The 19,522-nt window shown below is 64.4% G+C and carries 20 protein-coding genes and 1 pseudogene; 13 read left to right on the top strand and 8 right to left on the bottom strand.

The features are described from left to right. Window positions 1–165 precede the first annotated feature (165 nt). The gene (locus AB5Y95_RS09580; RefSeq protein ID WP_005302618.1) at window positions 166–546 is read right to left on the bottom strand and encodes a diacylglycerol kinase; all 381 of its coding nucleotides are present in this window, start codon (window positions 544–546) and stop codon (window positions 166–168) included. 156 nt (window positions 547–702) lie between these two features. Here AB5Y95_RS09580 and AB5Y95_RS09575 point away from each other — a divergent pair, with 156 nt between their 5' ends. Together AB5Y95_RS09575 and aac(6') are read left to right on the top strand one after the other, a co-directional pair. Further along, window positions 703–1,767: a 3-deoxy-7-phosphoheptulonate synthase gene (locus tag AB5Y95_RS09575; RefSeq protein ID WP_368160752.1), complete on the top strand. Its 1,065-nt coding sequence runs from the start codon at window positions 703–705 to the stop codon at window positions 1,765–1,767. 6 nt (window positions 1,768–1,773) lie between these two features. Further along, on the top strand, window positions 1,774–2,232 hold the full coding sequence (gene aac(6') / locus AB5Y95_RS09570; protein WP_208201289.1) for an aminoglycoside 6'-N-acetyltransferase: 459 nt from the start codon (window positions 1,774–1,776) through the stop codon (window positions 2,230–2,232). A 21-nt stretch (window positions 2,233–2,253) separates the two neighbouring features. Here the strand turns inward: aac(6') and AB5Y95_RS09565 are convergent, their stop codons facing one another. The 3 genes from AB5Y95_RS09565 to AB5Y95_RS09555 all read right to left on the bottom strand — a co-directional run bounded on the left by AB5Y95_RS09565 (window position 2,254) and on the right by AB5Y95_RS09555 (window position 4,864). Next, the gene (locus AB5Y95_RS09565) at window positions 2,254–3,039 is read right to left on the bottom strand and encodes an ATP-binding cassette domain-containing protein (protein ID WP_368160750.1); all 786 of its coding nucleotides are present in this window, start codon (window positions 3,037–3,039) and stop codon (window positions 2,254–2,256) included. Then, entirely contained in the window at window positions 3,026–4,033 is a 1,008-nt protein-coding gene (gene btuC / locus AB5Y95_RS09560; protein ID WP_368160748.1) for a vitamin B12 ABC transporter permease BtuC, read from the bottom strand. Before btuC ends, AB5Y95_RS09565 begins: the two co-directional genes overlap by 14 nt. A gap of 99 nt (window positions 4,034–4,132) precedes the next feature. Continuing rightward, window positions 4,133–4,864: a substrate-binding periplasmic protein gene (locus AB5Y95_RS09555; protein ID WP_368160746.1), complete on the bottom strand. Its 732-nt coding sequence runs from the start codon at window positions 4,862–4,864 to the stop codon at window positions 4,133–4,135. Window positions 4,865–4,977: 113 nt separating this feature from the next. Between AB5Y95_RS09555 and AB5Y95_RS09550 the strand changes: the two genes are divergently transcribed. The 4 genes from AB5Y95_RS09550 to AB5Y95_RS09535 all read left to right on the top strand — a co-directional run bounded on the left by AB5Y95_RS09550 (window position 4,978) and on the right by AB5Y95_RS09535 (window position 8,678). Next, window positions 4,978–5,334, top strand: coding sequence for a DMT family protein (locus tag AB5Y95_RS09550; protein WP_005302630.1), 357 nt, complete (start codon window positions 4,978–4,980; stop codon window positions 5,332–5,334). A gap of 59 nt (window positions 5,335–5,393) precedes the next feature. Further along, window positions 5,394–6,533 carry a type IVa pilus ATPase TapW gene (tapW, locus tag AB5Y95_RS09545; RefSeq protein WP_026141098.1) on the top strand — a complete coding sequence of 380 codons (1,140 nt, stop codon included), beginning with the start codon at window positions 5,394–5,396 and terminating at the stop codon, window positions 6,531–6,533. A gap of 258 nt (window positions 6,534–6,791) precedes the next feature. After that, entirely contained in the window at window positions 6,792–8,063 is a 1,272-nt protein-coding gene (glgC, locus tag AB5Y95_RS09540) for a glucose-1-phosphate adenylyltransferase (protein ID WP_252600990.1), read from the top strand. Between the two features lie 135 nt (window positions 8,064–8,198). Then, a complete protein-coding gene (locus AB5Y95_RS09535) occupies window positions 8,199–8,678 on the top strand; it encodes a WbuC family cupin fold metalloprotein (protein ID WP_162519029.1) in 480 nt (159 codons plus the stop codon). A gap of 123 nt (window positions 8,679–8,801) precedes the next feature. Here the strand turns inward: AB5Y95_RS09535 and AB5Y95_RS09530 are convergent, their stop codons facing one another. The 3 genes from AB5Y95_RS09530 to AB5Y95_RS09520 are packed head-to-tail and all read right to left on the bottom strand — an operon-like array spanning window position 8,802 to window position 11,538. Then, window positions 8,802–9,044 (bottom strand): FeoC-like transcriptional regulator, encoded by a 243-nt coding sequence (locus AB5Y95_RS09530; RefSeq protein WP_005302637.1) that lies wholly within the window; start codon window positions 9,042–9,044, stop codon window positions 8,802–8,804. Continuing rightward, window positions 9,041–11,314 carry a Fe(2+) transporter permease subunit FeoB gene (gene feoB / locus AB5Y95_RS09525; protein ID WP_368160743.1) on the bottom strand — a complete coding sequence of 758 codons (2,274 nt, stop codon included), beginning with the start codon at window positions 11,312–11,314 and terminating at the stop codon, window positions 9,041–9,043. The genes AB5Y95_RS09530 and feoB overlap by 4 nt, the downstream gene beginning before the upstream one ends. Continuing rightward, window positions 11,311–11,538, bottom strand: coding sequence for a FeoA family protein (locus AB5Y95_RS09520; protein ID WP_005302641.1), 228 nt, complete (start codon window positions 11,536–11,538; stop codon window positions 11,311–11,313). Before AB5Y95_RS09520 ends, feoB begins: the two co-directional genes overlap by 4 nt. Window positions 11,539–11,657: 119 nt before the next feature. Here AB5Y95_RS09520 and AB5Y95_RS09515 point away from each other — a divergent pair, with 119 nt between their 5' ends. From AB5Y95_RS09515 to AB5Y95_RS09485, 7 genes and pseudogenes are all read left to right on the top strand, one after another. Continuing rightward, window positions 11,658–11,987, top strand: coding sequence for a translation initiation factor (locus tag AB5Y95_RS09515; protein ID WP_005302642.1), 330 nt, complete (start codon window positions 11,658–11,660; stop codon window positions 11,985–11,987). A gap of 256 nt (window positions 11,988–12,243) precedes the next feature. After that, entirely contained in the window at window positions 12,244–12,801 is a 558-nt protein-coding gene (locus AB5Y95_RS09510) for a TMEM165/GDT1 family protein (RefSeq protein WP_010633534.1), read from the top strand. A 202-nt stretch (window positions 12,802–13,003) separates the two neighbouring features. Next, a complete protein-coding gene (locus AB5Y95_RS09505; RefSeq protein WP_368160741.1) occupies window positions 13,004–13,942 on the top strand; it encodes a DUF2157 domain-containing protein in 939 nt (312 codons plus the stop codon). After that, on the top strand, window positions 13,935–14,942 hold the full coding sequence (locus AB5Y95_RS09500) for a DUF4401 domain-containing protein (protein ID WP_329270405.1): 1,008 nt from the start codon (window positions 13,935–13,937) through the stop codon (window positions 14,940–14,942). The genes AB5Y95_RS09505 and AB5Y95_RS09500 overlap by 8 nt, the downstream gene beginning before the upstream one ends. Continuing rightward, window positions 14,939–15,436: a GDYXXLXY domain-containing protein gene (locus tag AB5Y95_RS09495; protein ID WP_368160739.1), complete on the top strand. Its 498-nt coding sequence runs from the start codon at window positions 14,939–14,941 to the stop codon at window positions 15,434–15,436. Before AB5Y95_RS09500 ends, AB5Y95_RS09495 begins: the two co-directional genes overlap by 4 nt. A gap of 72 nt (window positions 15,437–15,508) precedes the next feature. Further along, window positions 15,509–16,246, top strand: a pseudogene (locus AB5Y95_RS09490) (transporter substrate-binding domain-containing protein); the annotation flags it as partial. 79 nt (window positions 16,247–16,325) lie between these two features. After that, entirely contained in the window at window positions 16,326–17,072 is a 747-nt protein-coding gene (locus tag AB5Y95_RS09485) for an ABC transporter substrate-binding protein (RefSeq protein ID WP_005302657.1), read from the top strand. A 60-nt stretch (window positions 17,073–17,132) separates the two neighbouring features. Here AB5Y95_RS09485 and AB5Y95_RS09480 read toward each other — a convergent pair whose 3' ends face one another. After that, window positions 17,133–18,146 carry a diguanylate cyclase gene (locus AB5Y95_RS09480; protein WP_368160737.1) on the bottom strand — a complete coding sequence of 338 codons (1,014 nt, stop codon included), beginning with the start codon at window positions 18,144–18,146 and terminating at the stop codon, window positions 17,133–17,135. Between the last annotated feature and the right edge of the window lie 1,376 nt (window positions 18,147–19,522).

Raw genomic sequence — 19,522 nt, 5'->3', positions numbered from 1 at the left:
GGGCTTTTTTATGCTGCGATGCTAAGCGCACATCCGCGTCGCGGCTCCTTTGCACCCTTCTCCCCTCGCGGGAGCAGGGTTGGGGATGAGGGGGAGATGAAACCTCCCTCATCCTCCCTCTTGCAAAGAGAGCGGGAAAAAACGCGACAGAAAATGAGGCCCGGCTTACCACCAACCCAGCAGGTTGCGGCCCACCAGGGCGCCCCACACCAGGGCGTTGAGGGCCAGCGCGATGAAGACGGCAGCGGAGCCCAGATCCTTGGCGCGACCGGAGAGCTCGTGATGTTCGGAGCCGATGCGATCCACCACCGCCTCGACCGCGGAGTTGAGCACCTCGACGATCACCACCAGCCAGCTGATGCAGATGAGCAGCAGGATTTGATCGAGGGTATCGCCGATCCAGAACGCCAGCGGCATCAGCAGCAGGATCAGCATCAGCTCCTGCCGGAAAGCGGCCTCGTTGATCCAGGCTGACTTGAGCCCCTTCATGCTGTAACCGGTTGCATTGATGATGCGGGTGACCCCGGTTGCCCCTGGCTTTGCCACGCTGTCTACCTCATTTGGAATCGTTTTGGGGCTCACATCCTATCAGAGCCCCTCGAGGTTTCCATCAGGGGTTTTTTGCTTTATTTTATCCCTTTGCCTTTTCTGGCACTCAGTCAACGCTACTGCCCACGCCACCCATTTCGAGAATCGAGTCGTATGTCCATTCACACCGATGAATTGCGCACCCGTCGCCTGGAGTCCCTGATCACTCCCAGCGAGCTGGCGCACGCCTTCCCGTTAAGCGACACCGTAGCCCAGAACCTGCTGGATGCCCGCCGCGAAGTGGAAGCGATCCTGGCCGGTGAGGATCAGCGCCTGCTGGTCATCGTCGGTCCCTGCTCCATTCACGATCCGGCCGCCGCCCACGAGTACGCCCTGCGCCTCAATGCCCTGCGCCAGCAGTATAAAGAGAGCCTGTGCATCGTGATGCGCACCTATTTCGAGAAGCCGCGCACCATCGTCGGCTGGAAAGGCCTCATCAATGATCCGCGCCTCGATGGCAGCTTCGACGTCAACGAAGGGCTGAAACTGGCCCGCAAGCTGCTGGTGGACATCAACGCCCTCGGCATGCCCACCGCCACCGAGTTCCTCGACATGGTGACCGGCCAGTACATCAGCGACCTCATCACCTGGGGCGCCATCGGCGCGCGCACCACCGAATCTCAGGTGCACCGCGAGATGGCCTCCGCCCTCTCCTGCCCGGTCGGCTTCAAGAACGGCACCGACGGCAACACCCGCATCGCCATCGATGCGGTGCGCGCCGCCCGTCACAGCCACATCTTCTATTCCCCGGACAAGGACGGCAAGATGACCATCTACCGTACCGCCGGCAACCCCTATGGCCACGTGATCCTGCGCGGCGGCCACCGCCCCAACTACGACACCGCCAGCATCGATGAAGCGTGCGAAGCGCTGGCCGATGTGGGCCTGCCGGAGCGGCTGGTGGTGGATTTCAGCCACGGCAACAGCATGAAGGATCACCGTCGCCAGCTGCTGGTGGCGCAGGACATCTGCGATCAACTGCGCCGCGGCCGCACCGGCATCGCCGGCATCATGGCCGAGAGCTTCCTGGTGGAAGGGCGGCAGGATGTGGAGAACGGCTGCGCCGTCACCTTCGGCCAGAGCATCACCGATGCCTGTCTCTCCTGGAGCGACACCGAAACCCTGCTGGCCATGCTGGCCGAGGCCGCCCAGGTGCGCCTTGCCAAGCAGCAGGGCTGAGTGCGGATGACGAACGCCGACTGGCGGATAGTGCCCCTCGACAAGACGCTGCTGGCGCAGTGGGCAACCCTGCGCCAGCAGTTGTGGCCGCACCACGAAATAGCGGCCCATCTGCAGGACGGGGCCGAGCTGCTGGCCGCAGCCCATCTCAACGCCTTTCTGGTGCTGGATGCGCAGAACCAGGCGGTAGCCTTTGCCGATGCGGCCCTGCGCCACGATTACGTGAACGGCTGCGAGAGCAGCCCGGTGGTCTATCTGGAAGGGGTCTATGTGCAGCCGACTTCACGCCGGCGCGGGTTGGCCCAGGCCTTGATTGCCCAGGTGGCCCAGTGGGGCCGTGAGCTGGGTTGTCGCGAGCTGGCCTCCGATGCCGCCATCGACAACCTCGCCTCCCAGCAGTTGCACCAGCGACTCGGCTTTGCCGAAACGGAGCGGGTCGTCTTCTTCAAGAAGGCCCTCGGCTGACGCCAGGGCCTTGCTTGTCTCTCACAGGCTCGGCATAAACCAGACCCGGCCGCCCGCCTCGATACGATCGGTCTTGATCTGGAATACCTGTGCCAGCAGCGCCTCGTCCACCAGCTCGACGCCCCCCTCCCGTACCACCCGCCCCTGTTGCAGACAGAGCAGGCGATCGGCCCAGTCGATGGCCAGGTTGATGTCGTGGATGGCGAGCACCACCAGCAGCCCCTGCCCGGCCAGCTGCTTGAGCAGCCGCAGCAGCGCCAGTTGATGGTGCAGATCGAGCCCGGCCAGCGGCTCATCCAGCAGCAGTATCCGTTCGCCCGGGTTGAGGCTCGGCCACACCTGCAGCAGGGTGCGGGCGATCAGCACCCGCTGCTGCTCCCCACCAGACAACCGGCTGAAATCCCGCGCCAGCAAGCCTTCCAGCTCCAGCGCCTGACACAGCGCCTGAATAGCCTCATTCTGTCTGCTAGCAGGTTGAGCCTCATCGAGCCCCAGACTCAGCACCTGAAACACCGGGATATGGAACAGCTGGGGCTGGCGCTGAGGCAGCATGGCGCGCCGCCGCGCCAGTTCCGGCCAGCTCAAGTCCGCCAGCGACTCGCCGCCGATGCGCACCTCCCCTTGCCCCGACAAGAGGCCGGCCAGGGCGCCGAGCAGGGTCGACTTGCCGCTGCCGTTGGGGCCGAGCAAGGCCACCAGCTGGCCCCCCTGCCAGGCAAGGTCAAGGGGGGCGAGCCGGTTGGCGACGGCAAGGGCGCGGGCCGTCAGCAAGGGAGGCTGACCCCCGAGGTGATCAGGTGCTGGCATGGGCATCTTGCCTCAACAACAGATAGATGAAGAGCGGAGCGCCGACCGAGGCGGTGATGACCCCGATGGGCAGCTCCCCCGCTCGCAGGGCGGAGCGGGCTATGAGATCGGCCGCCAGCAGCAAGGCGCCGCCCCCCAGCGCCGAGGCGGGCAGCAGGAAGCGCTGATCGCTGCCGCCACACAGGCGCAGCAGATGGGGCACCACCAGCCCAACGAAGCCGATGACGCCGCACAGCGCCACCGCCATGCCGGTGAGCAGGCAGACCGCCAGCACCAGCCGTACCCGCATCTTGTCCACATCGAGCCCCATCAGGCGGGCCTGGGTCTCTCCCAGCAGCAGTTGCTGCAGCGCCTTGCCCTGCCAGCCGAGCCAGCCGAGAGCCAGCGGGAACAGCAGCCACCACCAGGCGAATTGCTGGCTGCCATAGGCGAGGCTCCCCATCATCCAGAACATGAATTCACGCAAGGAGCCGTCATCGGCAAAGTACATCAGCCAGGTCATGGCGGCGTTGCTGAGGATGCCGATGGCGACCCCGAACAGCAGCAGCCTGGCGTGACCGAGCCGGGCCCGGCGCGCCAGCCGTATCAGCAGCATGGTCACCAGCAGGGCGCCGCCAAAGGCCGCCAGCGACAGTCCCCAACCCGGCAGATAGACGCCGAGGGCCCTGGCCACCGCCATCGCCACCATGGCGGCCAATCCCGCCCCGCTCGAGACGCCGAGCAGGCCGGGTTCGGCCACCGGGTTGTGCAGCATCACCTGCAGCACGGCGCCACCGCAGGCGAGCGCAGCCCCCGCCAGCAGGGCCAGCAGGGCGCGCGGCAGGCGCAGCTCCAGCAGAATGCGCTGCTCGAGCTCCCCCAAGGGGTGCCAGGGCAACAGCAGGAATTCGCCCCAGATCAGGGAGAAGAGGAACAGCGCCAGGGTCAGCAACAGCAGGCCGAGCAACCAGCGCAACTGCCAGCGCTGCTGGCGGGCGAGCAAAGAGAGATACACAGAGGCTCCCCGAAGGTGAGAGTGACCCGTGCCCGGGCGGCATCAGCCACCGGGCATCAGCATGAAAAAGTCATGATAACAGCGTGTTACCACCCAAGGTCAAGGCTGGTAAGGCTTGGCGAGGGTGGCGATGTCACCGCTTGCCACCAGCTCCTGCAGGGCCAGTGCCAGCGGTTGCTGCAGCACCTGATGGGGAGAGCGCTTGCTCATGCCCAGATAGAGCACCACGGGCTGGGATGGCTGGTAGGCCGCCTTGCGCAGCCCCGCCTCCTTGCCCCGACTCAAGGCATAGTCCACCTGGCAGTCGGTGCCGATCATCAACGGCAGATGGCCGCGCTGCACCATGCGCAGCAGTTGCTCCTCGGTGGGCACCCCGTGCTTGTCGAGCCGGCTGTCGGAATCGAACGGTTCGAAATAGGCCGAATTGAGCACGTAACCCACCCTGTGCCCCAGCAGATCGGCATAGCTGCGCAGAGTCGAGACCTCAGTTCCCTTGCCATAGAAGGCGGGCCGGCACTGGTAATAGGCCGGCTGCAGATAGTCGATGAAAGTCGCCCGCTCCGCCGTCATGGCCAGCCCGATCATCAGGTCCACCTGGCCGGTCTGCATCTGTTTGAGCGCCCGCCCCCAGGGCACCTGCTTCACTTCGAAGCGGATGCCGCTGCGCCGCTGCAACAGCTGCAAGATATCCATGTCCAGTCCGCCCAGCCGACCGTCCGGCATTTCAATTCGAAACGGTGGCCAGACATCGGTGGCTACCGTCAGGGTCGGCGCACCGTGCACCTGGCAGGCAAACAGCAGACCAAGCACACCCCAGCTTGTCTTGCCCATCTCGTACAACCCTCTGTCTCTTCATCCTTGATGGATTAAAAATACCCTGCCGCCCCACTTATGAGAACCCATGGTTCGGCGATAAAATGCGATTGATTTTTAAGGAGAACCTAATGAACCCTATCTTTACCAGCATCGGCCTGCTGCTGTGCAGCAATGTCTTCATGACCTTCGCCTGGTACGCCCACCTCAAGAGTATGAATCACAAACCCTGGATCATCGCCGCCCTGGTGAGCTGGGGAATAGCGCTGTTCGAATACCTGCTGCAGGTACCCGCCAACCGCATCGGCCACACCGTGCTCTCCGTCGGCCAGCTCAAGATCCTGCAGGAGGTGATCACCCTCACCGTGTTCGTCCCCTTCTCCATCTTCTATCTGAAAGAGGATCTGAAATGGGATTACCTGTGGGCGGGCCTCTGCATCCTGGGCGCGGTCTTTTTTGTCTTTCGCGAGAAACTCACCGGCGCCTGACGCTGTACACTCAATAACATCCCCAGCAAGGCATCTCCTTGATAGACGAGGCAAAAACCATGGAATTGCGAGACATGCTACAGATCCTGGCCAAGCAGGACGGCTCAGACCTCTATCTGTCGACCGGCGCGCCCCCCTGTGCCAAGTTCAACGGCGGCCTGCGCCCCTTGAGCGAGACGCCGCTCGAGCCCGGCGAGGTGGCCAGCATAGCCGACGCCATCATGGACGGCGAGCAGAAGCAGCAGTTTGAGAAGGAGCTGGAGATGAACCTCGCCATCTCCCTGCCCCAGATAGGGCGCTTTCGGATCAACATCTTCAAGCAGCGCAACGAAGTCTCTCTGGTGGCGCGCAACATCAAGACCGAGATCCCCCGCTTCGAGGATTTGAAACTGCCCACAGTGCTGCTCGACACCATCATGGAGAAACGGGGGCTGGTGCTGTTCGTCGGCGGTACCGGTTCGGGCAAATCCACCTCGCTCGCGGCCCTTATCGACCATCGCAATCGCAACAGCGGCGGCCACATCATCACCATCGAGGATCCGGTGGAGTTCGTGCACCGCCACCGCAAGAGCATCATCAACCAGCGGGAGGTGGGGGTGGACACCCGCAGCTTCCACGCCGCCCTGAAAAACACCCTGCGCCAGGCGCCGGACGTGATCCTTATCGGCGAAATTCGCGATCGCGAAACCATGGAGCACGCGCTGGCCTTCTCGGAAACCGGCCACCTCGCCATCTCCACCCTGCACGCCAACAACGCCAACCAGGCGCTGGACCGCATCATCAACTTCTTCCCGGAAGAGCGCCGGCCCCAGCTGCTCAACGATCTTGGCAACAACCTCAAGGCGTTTGTCTCCCAGCGGCTGGTGAAAACCACTGATGGCGGCCGCCGGGCTGCGGTGGAGATCATGCTGGGCACCCACACCATCCGCGACATGGTCAAACGCGGCGAGTTTGGCGGCCTCAAGGAGGTGATGGAGAAGTCCAAGGCCCTCGGCATGGTCACCTTCGACAGTGCCCTGTTCGATCTGGTGGTCGAAGGGGTGATCGAGGAAGAAGAGGCAGTGAAGAACGCCGATTCGGCCAACAACCTGCGCCTCAAGATCAAGCTATGGAAGGAGAAGGGCCAGATCGCCAGCAGCAGCGATGCCACCGGCTGGAGCCTGGAGCCCACCAAGGACGAGAAGGACGATCTGTTCTGACCCACCTCCCCCCTTGTGCCTGCAAACACCCGCCCCGGCGGGTGTTTTCATATCCCGGCTGCCTCCCCCCTCCTCGCTCGCCCGTAGCAGACAGCGACATCTGGTGAACGAACGGCCCATCTGCGACAAAATCTGTCACCAGAAATGATAAAACCATCACTTGACCGAAAAACCATACGAGAAGTGTGAGTGAAAGCTCTTTCATACCGGCTTCAAAGGAGGCACTATCAAAGGGTTCTATCAATAAAGGGGTATTAAATGTCGTTACAACCTGCCAATACAGCACAGTCAAGACAGTTGCTGAACGAGACCATGGCCTTGGTTCTCGCAGGAGGGCGGGGCAGTCGCCTCAAACAGTTGACGGACAACAGGGCGAAACCGGCAGTACACTTCGGCGGCAAGTTCCGCATCATCGACTTCGTACTCTCCAACTGCATCAACTCCGGCATTCGCCGGGTCGGAGTGGTGACCCAGTACAAATCCCACAGCCTGCTGCGCCACCTGCAGTCCGGCTGGTCCTTTTTGCGTTATCAGATGAACGAGTTCATCGACCTGCTGCCCGCCCAGCAACGGGTGGACGAGGTCACCTGGTATCGCGGCACCGCCGATGCGGTCTACCAGAACCTGGACATCATTCGCGATCACGGCCCCAAATATGTGGTGGTGCTGGCGGGGGATCACATCTACAAGATGGATTACGCCGCCATGCTGCTCGATCACGTCAACATGGGGGCCAGGGTGACGGTGGCCTGCATCGAGGTACCGCGCCAGGAGGCGAGCGCCTTCGGGGTGATGGCGGTGGACGGGGATCGCAAGATCAACGCCTTCGTCGAAAAACCCGCCAACCCACCCGCCATGCCGGGCAAGCCCGACACCGCGCTGGCCTCCATGGGGATCTACATCTTCGAGGCGGACTACCTCTACCAGCTGCTGGAAGAGGATCTCGCCAACCCGGCCTCCCACCACGATTTCGGCATGGACGTGATCCCGCGGGTGGTGCAAGAGGGCACCGCCTACGCCCACCCGTTCGGCATGTCCTGCGTCGGCTGCTGCCCGCAAAAGCGCCCCTACTGGCGCGACGTGGGCACGGTGGATTCGTTCTGGGAAGCCAACATGGATCTCGCCTCCGTCACCCCCGAGCTCGACATCTACGATCAGGACTGGCCCATCTGGACCAGCCAGAACATGACCCCGCCCGCCAAGTTCGTGCAGGACAGAAACGGCCAGCACGGCATGACCATCAACTCCATGTTTGCCGGTGGCACCATCGTCAGCGGCTCCTTCATCGTGAGTTCGGTGCTGTTTACCAATGTGCGGGTCGACTCCTTCTGCACTCTGGATCAGGCGGTGATCTTCCCCGGAGTCGAGATAGGCCCGGGCTGCCGGCTGCGCCGGGTGGTGATCGACAAGGGCTGCAAGCTGCCGGAAGGGCTGGTGGTGGGGGAAAACGCCAGCGAGGATGCCCGCCGCTTCTACCGCTCAGAACAGGGGATAGTGCTGGTCACCCAGGAGATGCTGGCCAGGCTGTGATGCCGCCGCGCCGGCAAGCGGGAGCCCTGTCGGCTCCCTTTTTACATTTGCTTACCGCTCGCGCCTTGTCCGGCCGCCCCTGGTGCGTGCTACTCTGCCCTCGGCCCTTGCCTTCGTCTCACCATGGAATCGCATATGAAAAAACTGGATGTTGCCCGCCTTGCCAGCCTCGCCGACGAGGCCGCCCACTCCCCGCGCCTGCGCATGAACCACAATCTGCATCAGGAGCTGGCCGACCCCATCCAGCGCCTGGCCATCGCCATGGAGCCGGGTACCTATATCCGCCCCCATCGCCACCTGCAGACCTGGGAGCTGCTCACCTCGCTGCAGGGCCGCTTCGTGGTGCTCAACTTCGATGACGAGGGCACCGTCATTGCCCGCGCCGTACTGGGGGAAGAGACCTCGGTGCTGGAGACCCCGGTCGCCAGCTGGCATGCGGTGCTCTCTCTGGATCCCGGCGCCGTCATCTTCGAGGTCAAGCACGGCCCCTACGCCCCCTTTCGGGAAGAGGACTTCGCCCCCTGGTCACCGGCGGTGGATGACATCCAAGGCCAGCAGGCGCTGATGGACTGGTATCGCCACGCCGAGGTGGGCCAGCGCTGGCCGGGGCGCTGATCTGCCCTCCTTCCTACGCCAACCCAGCGAACAGGGCGAACACACGCCAATAAAAAGACCCGCCAGCGGCGGGTCTTTTTTATCTCCGAGAGTGGGATGTCGAACCCCGGCAGAGCCCAGGGCTCAACCCTTTTGTACCAGACCAATCTGGCCCGGCTCGCACCACTCGAACATCACCTCCTGACTCTTGCCACAGCAGGAGCCGCCGCACACCTGGGTCTCCCGCTTGGCGACCCGCCCCTTGCGCATCCAGACGCCGAGCATGGCCTCCACCGCATCTTCCGAGGTGTGGAAGTGGCGGGCCAGCTCGCGCCGGCTCGCCTTCTGCTGCGCGGCGAGGTACTCCCCCAGCTCACGCAGGATCATAGGGCCACCACCTTGCGAGCGACGATGTCGCCGTGGCGACGGCCCAGCCACCAGAGCAGCAGCAGGGAGAGACCGTAGCTCGCCACCCAGAACAGGCTCTGCTCGGGGTGGGCGGCGAAGGTGGCCAGCTGATAGAAGACGGTGGCACACATGAAGGCCATGTAGTTGCACCAGGCGGCGGTCAGCAGGGCCCACTGGCGGCCAGTCTCCCGCACCAGGGCGCCCATGGCGGCGGCGCAGGGCATGTAGAGCAGCACGAACAACAGGTAGGCGAAGGCACCGGCCGCCCCGTCGAAGTGACTCTGCATGTTGCCGTAGGTGGAGACGTCCACCTCCTGCGCCTCGGCGGCGGCCTGCTGGTCATCCAGGTTGCCCACCGCCAGCCCCATGGGGTCGGTCGGGTCGATGTCGGCCAGATTGGTGGCCACTGCGGCGATCGCCTCCTGGAAGCTGGTCGCCAGGGAGAACTCGCTCGCCTCCTCCTCCCCGTCGCCGCTGCCGGCGTAGAGACTGTTGAGGGTGCCGACCACCGCCTCTTTGGCGAAGATGCCGGTGACGATGCCGACCGTGGCCTGCCAGTTGTCGTCGCGCACGCCGATGGGGTGCAGCACCGGGGTCACCGCCTGGCTGATTTTGCTCAGCACCGAGCTTTCTTGGTCTTGGTGGCCGAAGCTGCCATCGGTGCCGAGCGAGTTGAGCACGCTCAGCACGGCGACCACCAGCACGATGGTTTTACCGGCGCCAAAGACGAAGGACTTGAGCTTCTGCCAGGTCTTGATGCCGACGTTGACCGGGCGCGGCCACTCGTAGTCCGGCATCTCCATCAGCATGGAGTCGCTCTTGCCCGGCAGCAGGGTGCTGCGCAGCAACAGGCCGGTGAGCACCGCCACCAGGATGCCGATGAGGTAGAGACCGAACACCAGGTTCTGGCCCGACTCGGGGAAGAAGGCCACCGCGAACAGGGCGTAGACCGGCAGACGGGCACCGCACGACATGAAGGGGGCCATGGCCGAGGTCATCAGCCGCTCACGCTCGGAGTTGAGGGTGCGGGTCGCCATCACCGAGGGCACGGTGCAGCCAAAGCCCATCAGCATGGGCACGAACGCCTTGCCTGGCAGGCCGAGGCGGCGCATCAGGGCATCCACCACAAAGGCCGCGCGGGCCAGGTAGCCGGAGCTCTCCAGCACCGCCAGGAACAGGTAGAGGCAGCCGATCACCGGGATAAAGGTGGCGACGGTCTGCAAGCCCACCCCGAAGCCGTCCGCCAGGATGGCCCCCAGCCAGTCCGGCGCATGGACCAGTCCCAGCAGGTGGTGGACGCCATCGACAAACAGGGCGCCGCCCATGATGTCGAAGAAGTCGATGAAGGCGCTGCCCACCTTGATGGCGAACATGAACATCAGGTACATCACCAGCAGGAAGAAGGGGATGCCGAACCAGCGGTTGAGCAGCACCCGATCGAGCCGCTCGCTCTGGGCCGCGGTGAGCTTGCCCTTCTGCTGGCACGCCTGGGCGGCCCACTGGTGGATGTGGCCGTAGCGGATGTCCGCCAGCTGCAGGTCCACATCCTGCCCGTGGTGAGCGCGGGCCACCACGTTGGCGGCGGCGGCCTGCTGGCCGGGCAGCAGGGTCTCCTGCATCACCGCATCCTCTTCCAGCAGACGCAGGGCGCGGCCGCGGGCGGTGAGGTGGTGCGGGGCAAGCAGGGTCTCCAGCTCCGCCAGATCTTTTTCAAGATCTGTGCCGTAGTCCAGCAACAGCGCCGGCTGCGGCTGGCCGATGAACTGCTGGATCTGGTTCTTGAAGGCGGCGACCTGCTGGCGATTGTGGGCCGAGAGGGCCACCACCGGGCAGCCGAGGGTGTTGGCGAGCTTGCTCTCGTCGATGGTGATGCGCCGCTTTTGCAGGATGTCCATCTTGTTGAGCACCACCACCATGGGCAACCCCAGCTCGCGCAGTTGCAGCGTGAGGTAGAGGGAGCGCTCCAGGTTGGCGGCGTCGATGACGTTGAGCAGCAGATCCGGCTGCTGGCCTTCCACGAAGCGGCTGGCGATCTGCTCGTCCAGGCTCCCCTCCTGGTTGGCCAGGCTATAGATGCCGGGCAGGTCCATCAGTTTGTAGTCGTGGCCCTGGGCACTGAATTCGCCCATCTTCTTGTCGACGGTGACACCGCTCCAGTTGCCCACCTGCTGGCGGGCCCCGGTCAGGGCGTTGAACAGGGAGGTCTTGCCGCTATTGGGGTTGCCGACGGTTACCAGGGAGTAGTTCATACCGGTTCGACCTCGATTTGCTGGGCCAGACTTTTCTGCATGGAGAGGCAGATCCCCTGACACTGGATCTGCAGCGGATCCCCGAGCGGGGCCGCGCGCAAATAGATGACTTCAGTCTGGGGCAACAAGCCCATCACCATCAGCTTGCGCCGCAGGGGACGGGTCAATTGATTCATGTTCTTGATGCGAGCACTCTGTCCCGGTGACAACTGCGCGAGTACCATGACTGACTCCTGAAGTTAAACAATAATAATTCTCTTTTACTTGGGGCATTATAATCCGTGTTTTCAACGCTTATTTGAGTAAAATCAAACTCCGCTTAGCTAACCCACAAATAACTGCCATGAGTCACGACAACAACAGCCGCCTGGTTTACAGCACGGACGGCGGCATCATCAAAGAACAGAGCCAGCCGCAATCCGCCTCCCCCTTCCCCACCGACGGGGTGGTGCGCATCCGCCGCGAAACCAAGGGACGCAAGGGCGCCGGGGTCATCACCATCCACGGCGTCCCGGCCGAACAGCAAAAGAGCATCGCCACCTTGCTCAAGAAAAAGTGCGGCACCGGCGGCGGCCTGAAAGAGGGGGTGATCGAGATCCAGGGGGACAAACGGGATCTGATCAAGGCCGAGCTCGAGAAGGCCGGTTTCAGCGTCAAGCTGGTGGGCGGCTGATCCCGACGCCGCCCGGCTTGCGTCACTTTCGCTTTTTCCCTAGAATGCCCGCTCCCATCGAGGGGGAGTAGTCTCGCCAGCCGGCTCCAAACCGGTTCGCGACCCTGATCAACATACTTGGTGCCAACTCACCATGGTCAGGGTGATCCACGCCAGCCGCGGATTTGACAAGACCTTTGACGGGCCAGTGCCAATACCGGGGACGGATGGCGCAGGCTTGTCTCAGGTATAACAATTCCGTCCCCCGGTCATTTTTATGGAAGCCTTGTTAACCTCAACCCTCAGCGTGGCCATCGCCGAAATCGGCGACAAGACCCAGCTGCTGGCGCTGTTGCTCATCTGTCGTTTTCGCAAACCCTGGCCCATCATCGCCGGCATGCTGGCAGCCACCCTGCTCAACCACGCCGGCGCCGCCTGGCTTGGCGAGTTCATCAGCCGCTGGCTCGATCCCAAGGTGATGACCTACCTGGTGGCCGGTGCCTTCATCGCCATGGCCGCCTGGATCCTGGTGCCGGACAAGATGGACGACGAGGAGAGCCCGCTCGACAAATACGGCCCCTTCATGGCCACCTTCGTGCTGTTCTTCATCGCCGAAATCGGCGACAAGACCCAGATCGCCACCGTGCTGCTGGCGGCCAAATACGACTCCCTGACCCAGGTCATCACCGGCACCACCCTCGGCATGATGCTGGCCAACGTGCCTGTGGTGCTGCTTGGCAAGCTGGGGGCCGACCGCCTGCCCCTCAAGGGGATCCGCATCGCCTGCGCCATCCTGTTCGTGGGCCTCGGGGTGAGCACCCTGCTGTTCGCCTGACCCGGCCGGATCAGAAGGTGGCGAGGCAAGGGTGAGCACTTGCCGACGCCACTCCCGCGCCCATGTCGTCTCTTTGCACGCAAGCCCCGTCCTCTGGCGGGGCTTTTTGCTGCCCGCGTGCCAGGCCGGCGTGCCCGCAGACGGGGGCTGCCAACCGGCGCCGTGGCCGTGGCATAATGCGGCAAACCTGATGGAGCACCCCATGCACTTCACCTCAAGACAGACGCTGCTCGACTGGGTCAGACGCGGGCGTCTCGACCGGGCCCAGTTGCCCGCCGCCCTCGCCCTGTGCGAGCTGCCCCCCGGCCCCGCCCGCTGGCAGTGGCTGTTCGATCGGCTGCTGCTCTGGCTTGGCAGCCTGTGCCTCGGCGCCGGCCTGGTGTTCTTCGTCGCCTTCAACTGGCAGGAGCTCGGCCGCCTCTCGCGCCTCGCGCTGCTGGAGCTGCCGCTGTTCGCCATGCTGCTGTTGCTGTGGCGCAAGCCCCTCGCCGACAGCCAGCGCCAGGCGCTGCTGCTCGCCATCGCCCTCAACATCGGCGCCCTGCTGGCACTGGTGGGCCAGACCTACCAGACCGGCGCCGATCCCTGGCAGCTGTTCGCCACCTGGGCGCTGATGCTGCTGCCACTGGCGGCGCTCGGCCAGAGCCCGCTGCTGTGGACCCTGAGCTGGCTACTCGGTCAGCTGGCGCTGGTGCTCTACTGGCGGCTCGGCCTGTTCAACTTCTTCTTCGCCTTCGACGAGGAGGCCCTCGGCTGGAGCCTGACCCTGTTCAACGCCGCCCTCTGGGGCATACTGCTGCTGGTGCCCGCTCACTACCGGCTGATGCCCTCCTGGCTGGCGGGGCTGGCCGCCGGGCTCGGCGTCACCCTGCTGACCCTGCTGGCGCTGTTCGATGCCGCCTCCCCCTGGGTCTGGCCGGCCTGGCTCGGTTGGCTGGCGGCCGCCTACCTGCGCTGGCACCACAGGTTCATCGCCGGGCTCGCCATGGGCTGCCTGAGCCTCATCGTGGTGCTGCTGACGGCGCTCGGCAAATGGATGGAGCCGGACGTCGACGGCTTCCTGCTGCTCTGCCTCATCGCCATCGGCCTGTCGGTGGCTGCCAGCCGCTGGCTGCAACAACAACGGAGGTCCCATGAGTGATCTGACCCCCTGGCAGCGACTGCAACGGGCCCGGCTGGTGGAAGGGGATGCCCCCCGTGACGACCAGCCCCACTGGTCGAGCCGCTTTCTGCTCGGCATGGTGGGCTGGATTGCCGCCCTGTTCCTGCTGTTCTTCCTGTTCATGTCGTTCTCCCAGCTCACCCGGGATGCCGACAGCGCCCTGTTGATGGGGGTCGTGCTGATGGCCATCGCCTTTTGCCTCAACCGCTTCGCCACCCGCAGCGATCTGTGGGATCAGTTCGTGCTGGCGCTGGCGCTGGCCGGCGACGCCTGGCTGCTCTACGGCCTGCTCGATCGGCTGGATCTGCACTCGGCCCCGCTCTGGCTCGGCCTTGCCCTGCTGTCGCTGGCCATCGCCGCCCTGTTCGAGCACTGGCTGATCCGGCTGTTCCACAGCTTCGCCGCCGCCATCCTGCTCACCCTTGGCCTCGCCTGCCTCGGCCTGCAACTGCTGGCCCTGCCGCTGGTGATGACGGCGGTTGCCCTCTGCTGGCTACAGGCCGAGCGCGATCCGGTGCGCCATCAGCTCTATGAATCCCTCACCCTGGGGCTGGCGCTCTCCCTGCTGGTGCTGGGGCGCCTGCACCACCCGCTGTGGGAGGGCGGCGCCAGCATGCTCGACGAGCTCGGCCACTCCCGCCTGCCGCTCTGGCTCAACCCGCTGCTCTGCGCCGCCCTGCTGCTGGGGCTGATGATCAGGCTGAAACTGCCGCTGCTGTACGGGCTGCCACTGGTGCTGCTCAGCGCCCTCATTCCCGGCATGGGGGCCGGCGCCCTGGTGCTGGTGCTCGGTTTCTATGCCGGCAGCGTCGGCCTGATGACCCTGGCCGGCCTGCTGCTGGTCGGCTTTGGCTCCCTCTATTACTACGATCTGGGGCTGACCCTGATGACCAAATCCTGGCTGCTGCTGGGCTCGGGCGCCCTGCTGCTCGGCGCCCGCCAGCTGCTCAAACGGCTGAGCCCGCGGAGCCCCTCATGAGACGACTCGCCTTGCTGCTGACCGGTATCACCATCCTGGCGGCCATCAATGTCACTGTCTGGCGCTACGAGCACGCCATGAGCAGTGGCGAGGTGGTGCTGCTGCGCCTCGCCCCGGTCGACCCGCGCTCCCTGATGCAGGGGGATTACATGCGCCTCAACTACGAACTCGCCCGCCAGCTCGGCAACCGGCGCCACGACGAGGCCCCCGCCGATACCCTGGTGATCCGCCTCGACGACCGGCAGATCGCCAGCTGGGTGGAAGGGGGCAAGCCGGAGCAGCTGGCCCGGGATGAGCGGCGGCTGCAGGTGCGCCAAAGCGATGGTCAGTGGCGCATCGGCCCCGACGCCTACTTCTTCGAAGAGGGCACCGGCGAGCAGTTCGAGGCGGCGCGCTACGGCGAATTTCGCCTGCAAGAGAGCGGCAAGGCGCTCTTGGTGGGGCTGCGCGATGAGCAGCTAAAACCGCTGGGCAACCCCAGAGCGCGCTGGTAACTGCTGGCAATATCAGGCTTTTTTGCCCACACTTGGGCAAGATGATCGCCCGCGCTACGCCAAGGATTGCCCATGAGGAGAGGTTTTTTCGGTTGTCTGCTGCTGTTGTCATGCCTTGGCACGGCGCAGGCCGAGCTCGGCAAGCTGGAGTACCTGACCGAGGAGTATCCCCCCTACAACTTCACCGATGCCACCGGCCAGCCCGCTGGCCTCGCGGTGGAGCTGCTGCAGCGCATCTGGCAAAACACCCAGACGCCCCCCCAGCCCATCCGCATCCTGCCCTGGGCGCGGGGTTACTACCTGCTCACCCAGAAACCCAACGTGGTGCTCTTCTCCACCGCCCGCACCGACACCCGCGATCCCCTGTTCAAGTGGGCCTGCCCCATCGGCCACGCCGAGTACGTGCTGCTGGCCTACAAGCGCCGCCCCATTACCCTGAGTACGGTCGAGCAGATCAACGACTACCGCATCAGTGCCGTGCGCTCCGATGCCTCCGAGCAGTTGCTGCTCAACCGCGGCATGGACGAGAACCGTATCATCCCCGCCAACCGGCTGAGCCAGGGGCTGAAGATGCTGGTGTCGGGCCGCGCCGATCTGCTGGCGACCGGCAAGCTGGCGGGCTACGACGCCATCAAGGAGCTGCAGCTCGATGCCAAAGCGTTCACGGTGGCCTTCGTACTGGATGCCGAAGAGCTCTGCTACGCCTTCAGCCGCCAGGTGGATGACGGGGTGATCAAGCAGTTTCAGCGCGCCCTCAACCAGGCGCTCGCCTCGCCGGACTATCAGGCCCTGCGACGCCAATACATGCCGTCAGCCGTGCCACGGCTGGCGATTTGGCCGGCTTTGATAACACTTGAGAGTGACGCAACACCCCACCAGGATGGCCAAAATGAAAAAATGGACCGGATTCGCCGCACTCGTGTTTGCCACCCTGGCCCAGGCCAGTCCCGAGCTTGGCAAGCTGCACTACCTCAGCGAAGAGTACAAACCCTACAACTTCTCCAACGAGGCGGGCGCCCCCACCGGGCTCGCCGTCGAGCTGCTGCAACAGGTGTGGAAGAAGACCAACACCCCGCCGCAGACCGTCACCATCATGCCCTGGGCGCGGGGTTACTACCTACTGACCCAGAAACCCAACGTGGTACTCTTCTCCACCGCCCGCACCGAGGCGCGGGATCCGCTGTTCAAGTGGGCCTGCCCCATCGGCTACGCCGAGATCGTGCTGATGGGGCTGGCCAAGAACCCGGTCAAGATAGCCAGGCTGGAAGATGCCCAGCAGTACAACATAGGGGCGGTGCGGGCCGACGTGGGGGAGCAGCTGCTGCTCAACAACGGCTTCGACGAGCAGAAGATCCTGCCGGCCAACCGCCTGCCCCAGGCGCTCAAGATGCTCACCTCGGGCCGGGTCGATCTCATCTCCACCAACAAGACCACCATGCTGGATCTGATCGCCTCCCAGCAACTGGATCCCGCCCAGTTCAAGGTGTTCTGGATGTTGAGCTCGGAGCAGTTCTGCTTCGCCTTCAGCCACCCGGTGAGCGACGAGCTGGTCAAGGAGTTCCAGAGCGGCCTGACCCAGGTGCTGGCCAGCAGCGAATTCCAGCAGATCCAGAGCAAGTACTTCCCCGCCCGCTGAGGGGCGGCATGAAGAAGGGGCCCAGCGGGGCCCCTTTTGTTTACCTGTCTCACCTGCCCGTCAGCTCGGCCGGCGGCGCTGGCGCTTGACCTCGTACATGCAGGCATCGGCCAGCCTCAGCGCCTCGTCCACCGTGCTGAGGGCCGGATCGGTGGCCACCACCCCCACGCTGGCGCCGGCATAATGGAGCGCTCCGGTGGGCAGCTCGAGCGACACCAGGCTCGCCTCGAACAGCCGGCGCTGAAAGCCCTGCACCGCCGCCTCCCGCGTCTCGTCGCCGCACTGCGGCCCCATCCCCACCGCCACGAACTCGTCGCCCCCCACCCGCGCCAGCAGATCGCCGCCGCGCAGCACGCTGGAGAGCGCCGCCGCCACCCGTTGCAGCAGCAGGTCGCCCGCATCGTGACCGTGGGTGTCGTTGATGGCCTTGAAGCCATCGAGATCGATAAAGCCTATCAACAGCGGATGTTCGACCCGCTCCGCCAGCGAAAAGAGGCGGTTGAGCTCGTGCATCAGTGCCCGCCGGTTGGGTAGCCCGGTCAGCGAGTCGCTCAGCGCCTGGCGCGACAGCTCGTTGTTGGCCTGCTGCAGCTGCTGCAGCAGCTGTTCGCGCTCCACCTGCTCGGCGATGAGCCGGGCGAAGAAGGCGATCAGGTGATCCGAGCCCGCCAGCAGCGGCTTGTGCTCGGCGCTGGCGGCGCACAGGGTGCCATAGAGGGAGCCGGAGGGTGTGCGCACCGGGCAACTCAGATAGGTGCGAATGCCAAGGGCCCGCGCCGCCTGGGAATCCCCCCAGCAGAGCGCCACATCCTCGGTGTAGAAACGTCCCTCATCGAGGGCCCGCCGGCAGAGGGTATCGCCCCAGGCCACCGAAGCCCCCTCGGGGATCTGCAGGTCGGCGCTGTTGCGGGCATAGCGGATATGTTGGGTGTCGTGACCAAGGTCGATTTCGGTCAGATAGGTGGATTCGAGCCCGGTGACCGTTTCGAGCATCTCCAGCAGCGGGCGGGTCAGGCTCTCCAGATCCCGCGCCCCGGTCACTTGCAGCGACAACGCCTGCAATATTCTGTCCATGCACACCTCCCTGCTTGCATGTCTATTCCTGAAACCATAGCCCCTTCACCCGCCGCCCGCCCCCATCGCGGCGTTATCTCTGCGCTTTTGCCGTCCTTTGTCGCCGAACGACCCTCGATTGTTCGGCAACGTGCTCCATTTGCAACCAACGCGAGATGGCCCCATCTGAGGGGGTATCAGCGCCCACTGCCGAAGCAAGCGGTGCCTGTCGTGCGAAGCCATTGGCTGCGGCTGCCTGCCGGTGGCGCTCAAGCGGGCGAGCTCGGTATCGTGATGGCCCCTGTCGCTGACCACCTTTATTCGTGGCGCTCCCCTGCCATTCCCCTCACCTGGCTCGCCACTCGGTTCAGCTCTCGGCCTGCCACTCTCCCCGTGTCTCTACTCGGCGGGCAGCGCAGCTCGGGGCTCGGGGCTCGGGGCTCGGGGCTCGGGGCTCGGGGCTCGGGGCTCATCTTCCATCACACCCCGGCCACGGGTCAACCGCCGGTTGCCGCTTTGCAGCAAAGGGGAAAAACCATTTAATTCTGATGGTTGCATCACTAATTTCATGGATTTGGATGGCCCCGCCGAGGCGGGTTCCGTAAGATGACCATCGGCCCCCGTTGGGCCCCGAATATTCATGGATGGTCAAGGGCGCAAGGTGGCGGCGACAGTCAGGGGCGGCAGCGTCTTTGGCGGAGACCAGCCGGTCTCCCGCGCCTGCGGCAAGGTGTGAGGGTTGCACCCTCGACGGCTGCTCTCGTCAGCCTCCGGGGCTTTGCCCATGCCCCCATGCGGATACGACGCTTGGGGCAATCTGTAAGGTCGAGTAGGGTGCAATAAGCGTGTAGGGTCGATTAGCGAAGCGTAATCGTCCGCGGTAACCATCCCCTCCCCCTTGCGGGAGACAAGTAGGGTGCCAATAAGCGAAGCGCATTGCACCACGGTAACCATCCACTCTCCACTTGCGGGAGAGGCCTTGGGATCAATGGGTGGGGTCGAGTAGGGTCGATTAGCGAAGCGTAATCGTCCGCGGTAACCGTCCCCTCTCCCCTTGCGGGAGAGGGCTAGGGTGAGGGGTCACTAGCCCTATTGGCACGGCGTCACCATGTAAGGTCGATTAGCGAAGCGTAATCGTCCGCGGTAATCATCCCCTCTCCCCTTGTGGGAGAGGGCTAGGGTGAGGGGTCACTAGCCTGATTGGCATGGCTGCGCCGTGCAGGACACGAGGACTCCGTCCTCGACGGGGTTTCGCCGCCGCTGCGCGGCTTGGCGAGTGACTTTGGAAAGACCCAAAGTCACCAAAGGTCTAATCCCCCGCTTGTTCGCCCTCCTGCGTCGGGTTCCCTCGGTTCACCCGTTTGTCCGACAGCACGCGCCGATGGGCCATCCATGGC

It is taken from the genome of Aeromonas sp. R5-3 (assembly GCF_040908225.1).
GTDB lineage: Bacteria > Pseudomonadota > Gammaproteobacteria > Enterobacterales > Aeromonadaceae > Aeromonas > Aeromonas dhakensis.
The sequence above is the reverse complement of the archived record's forward strand: the minus strand, read 5'-3'. Positions and strand labels throughout refer to the sequence as shown.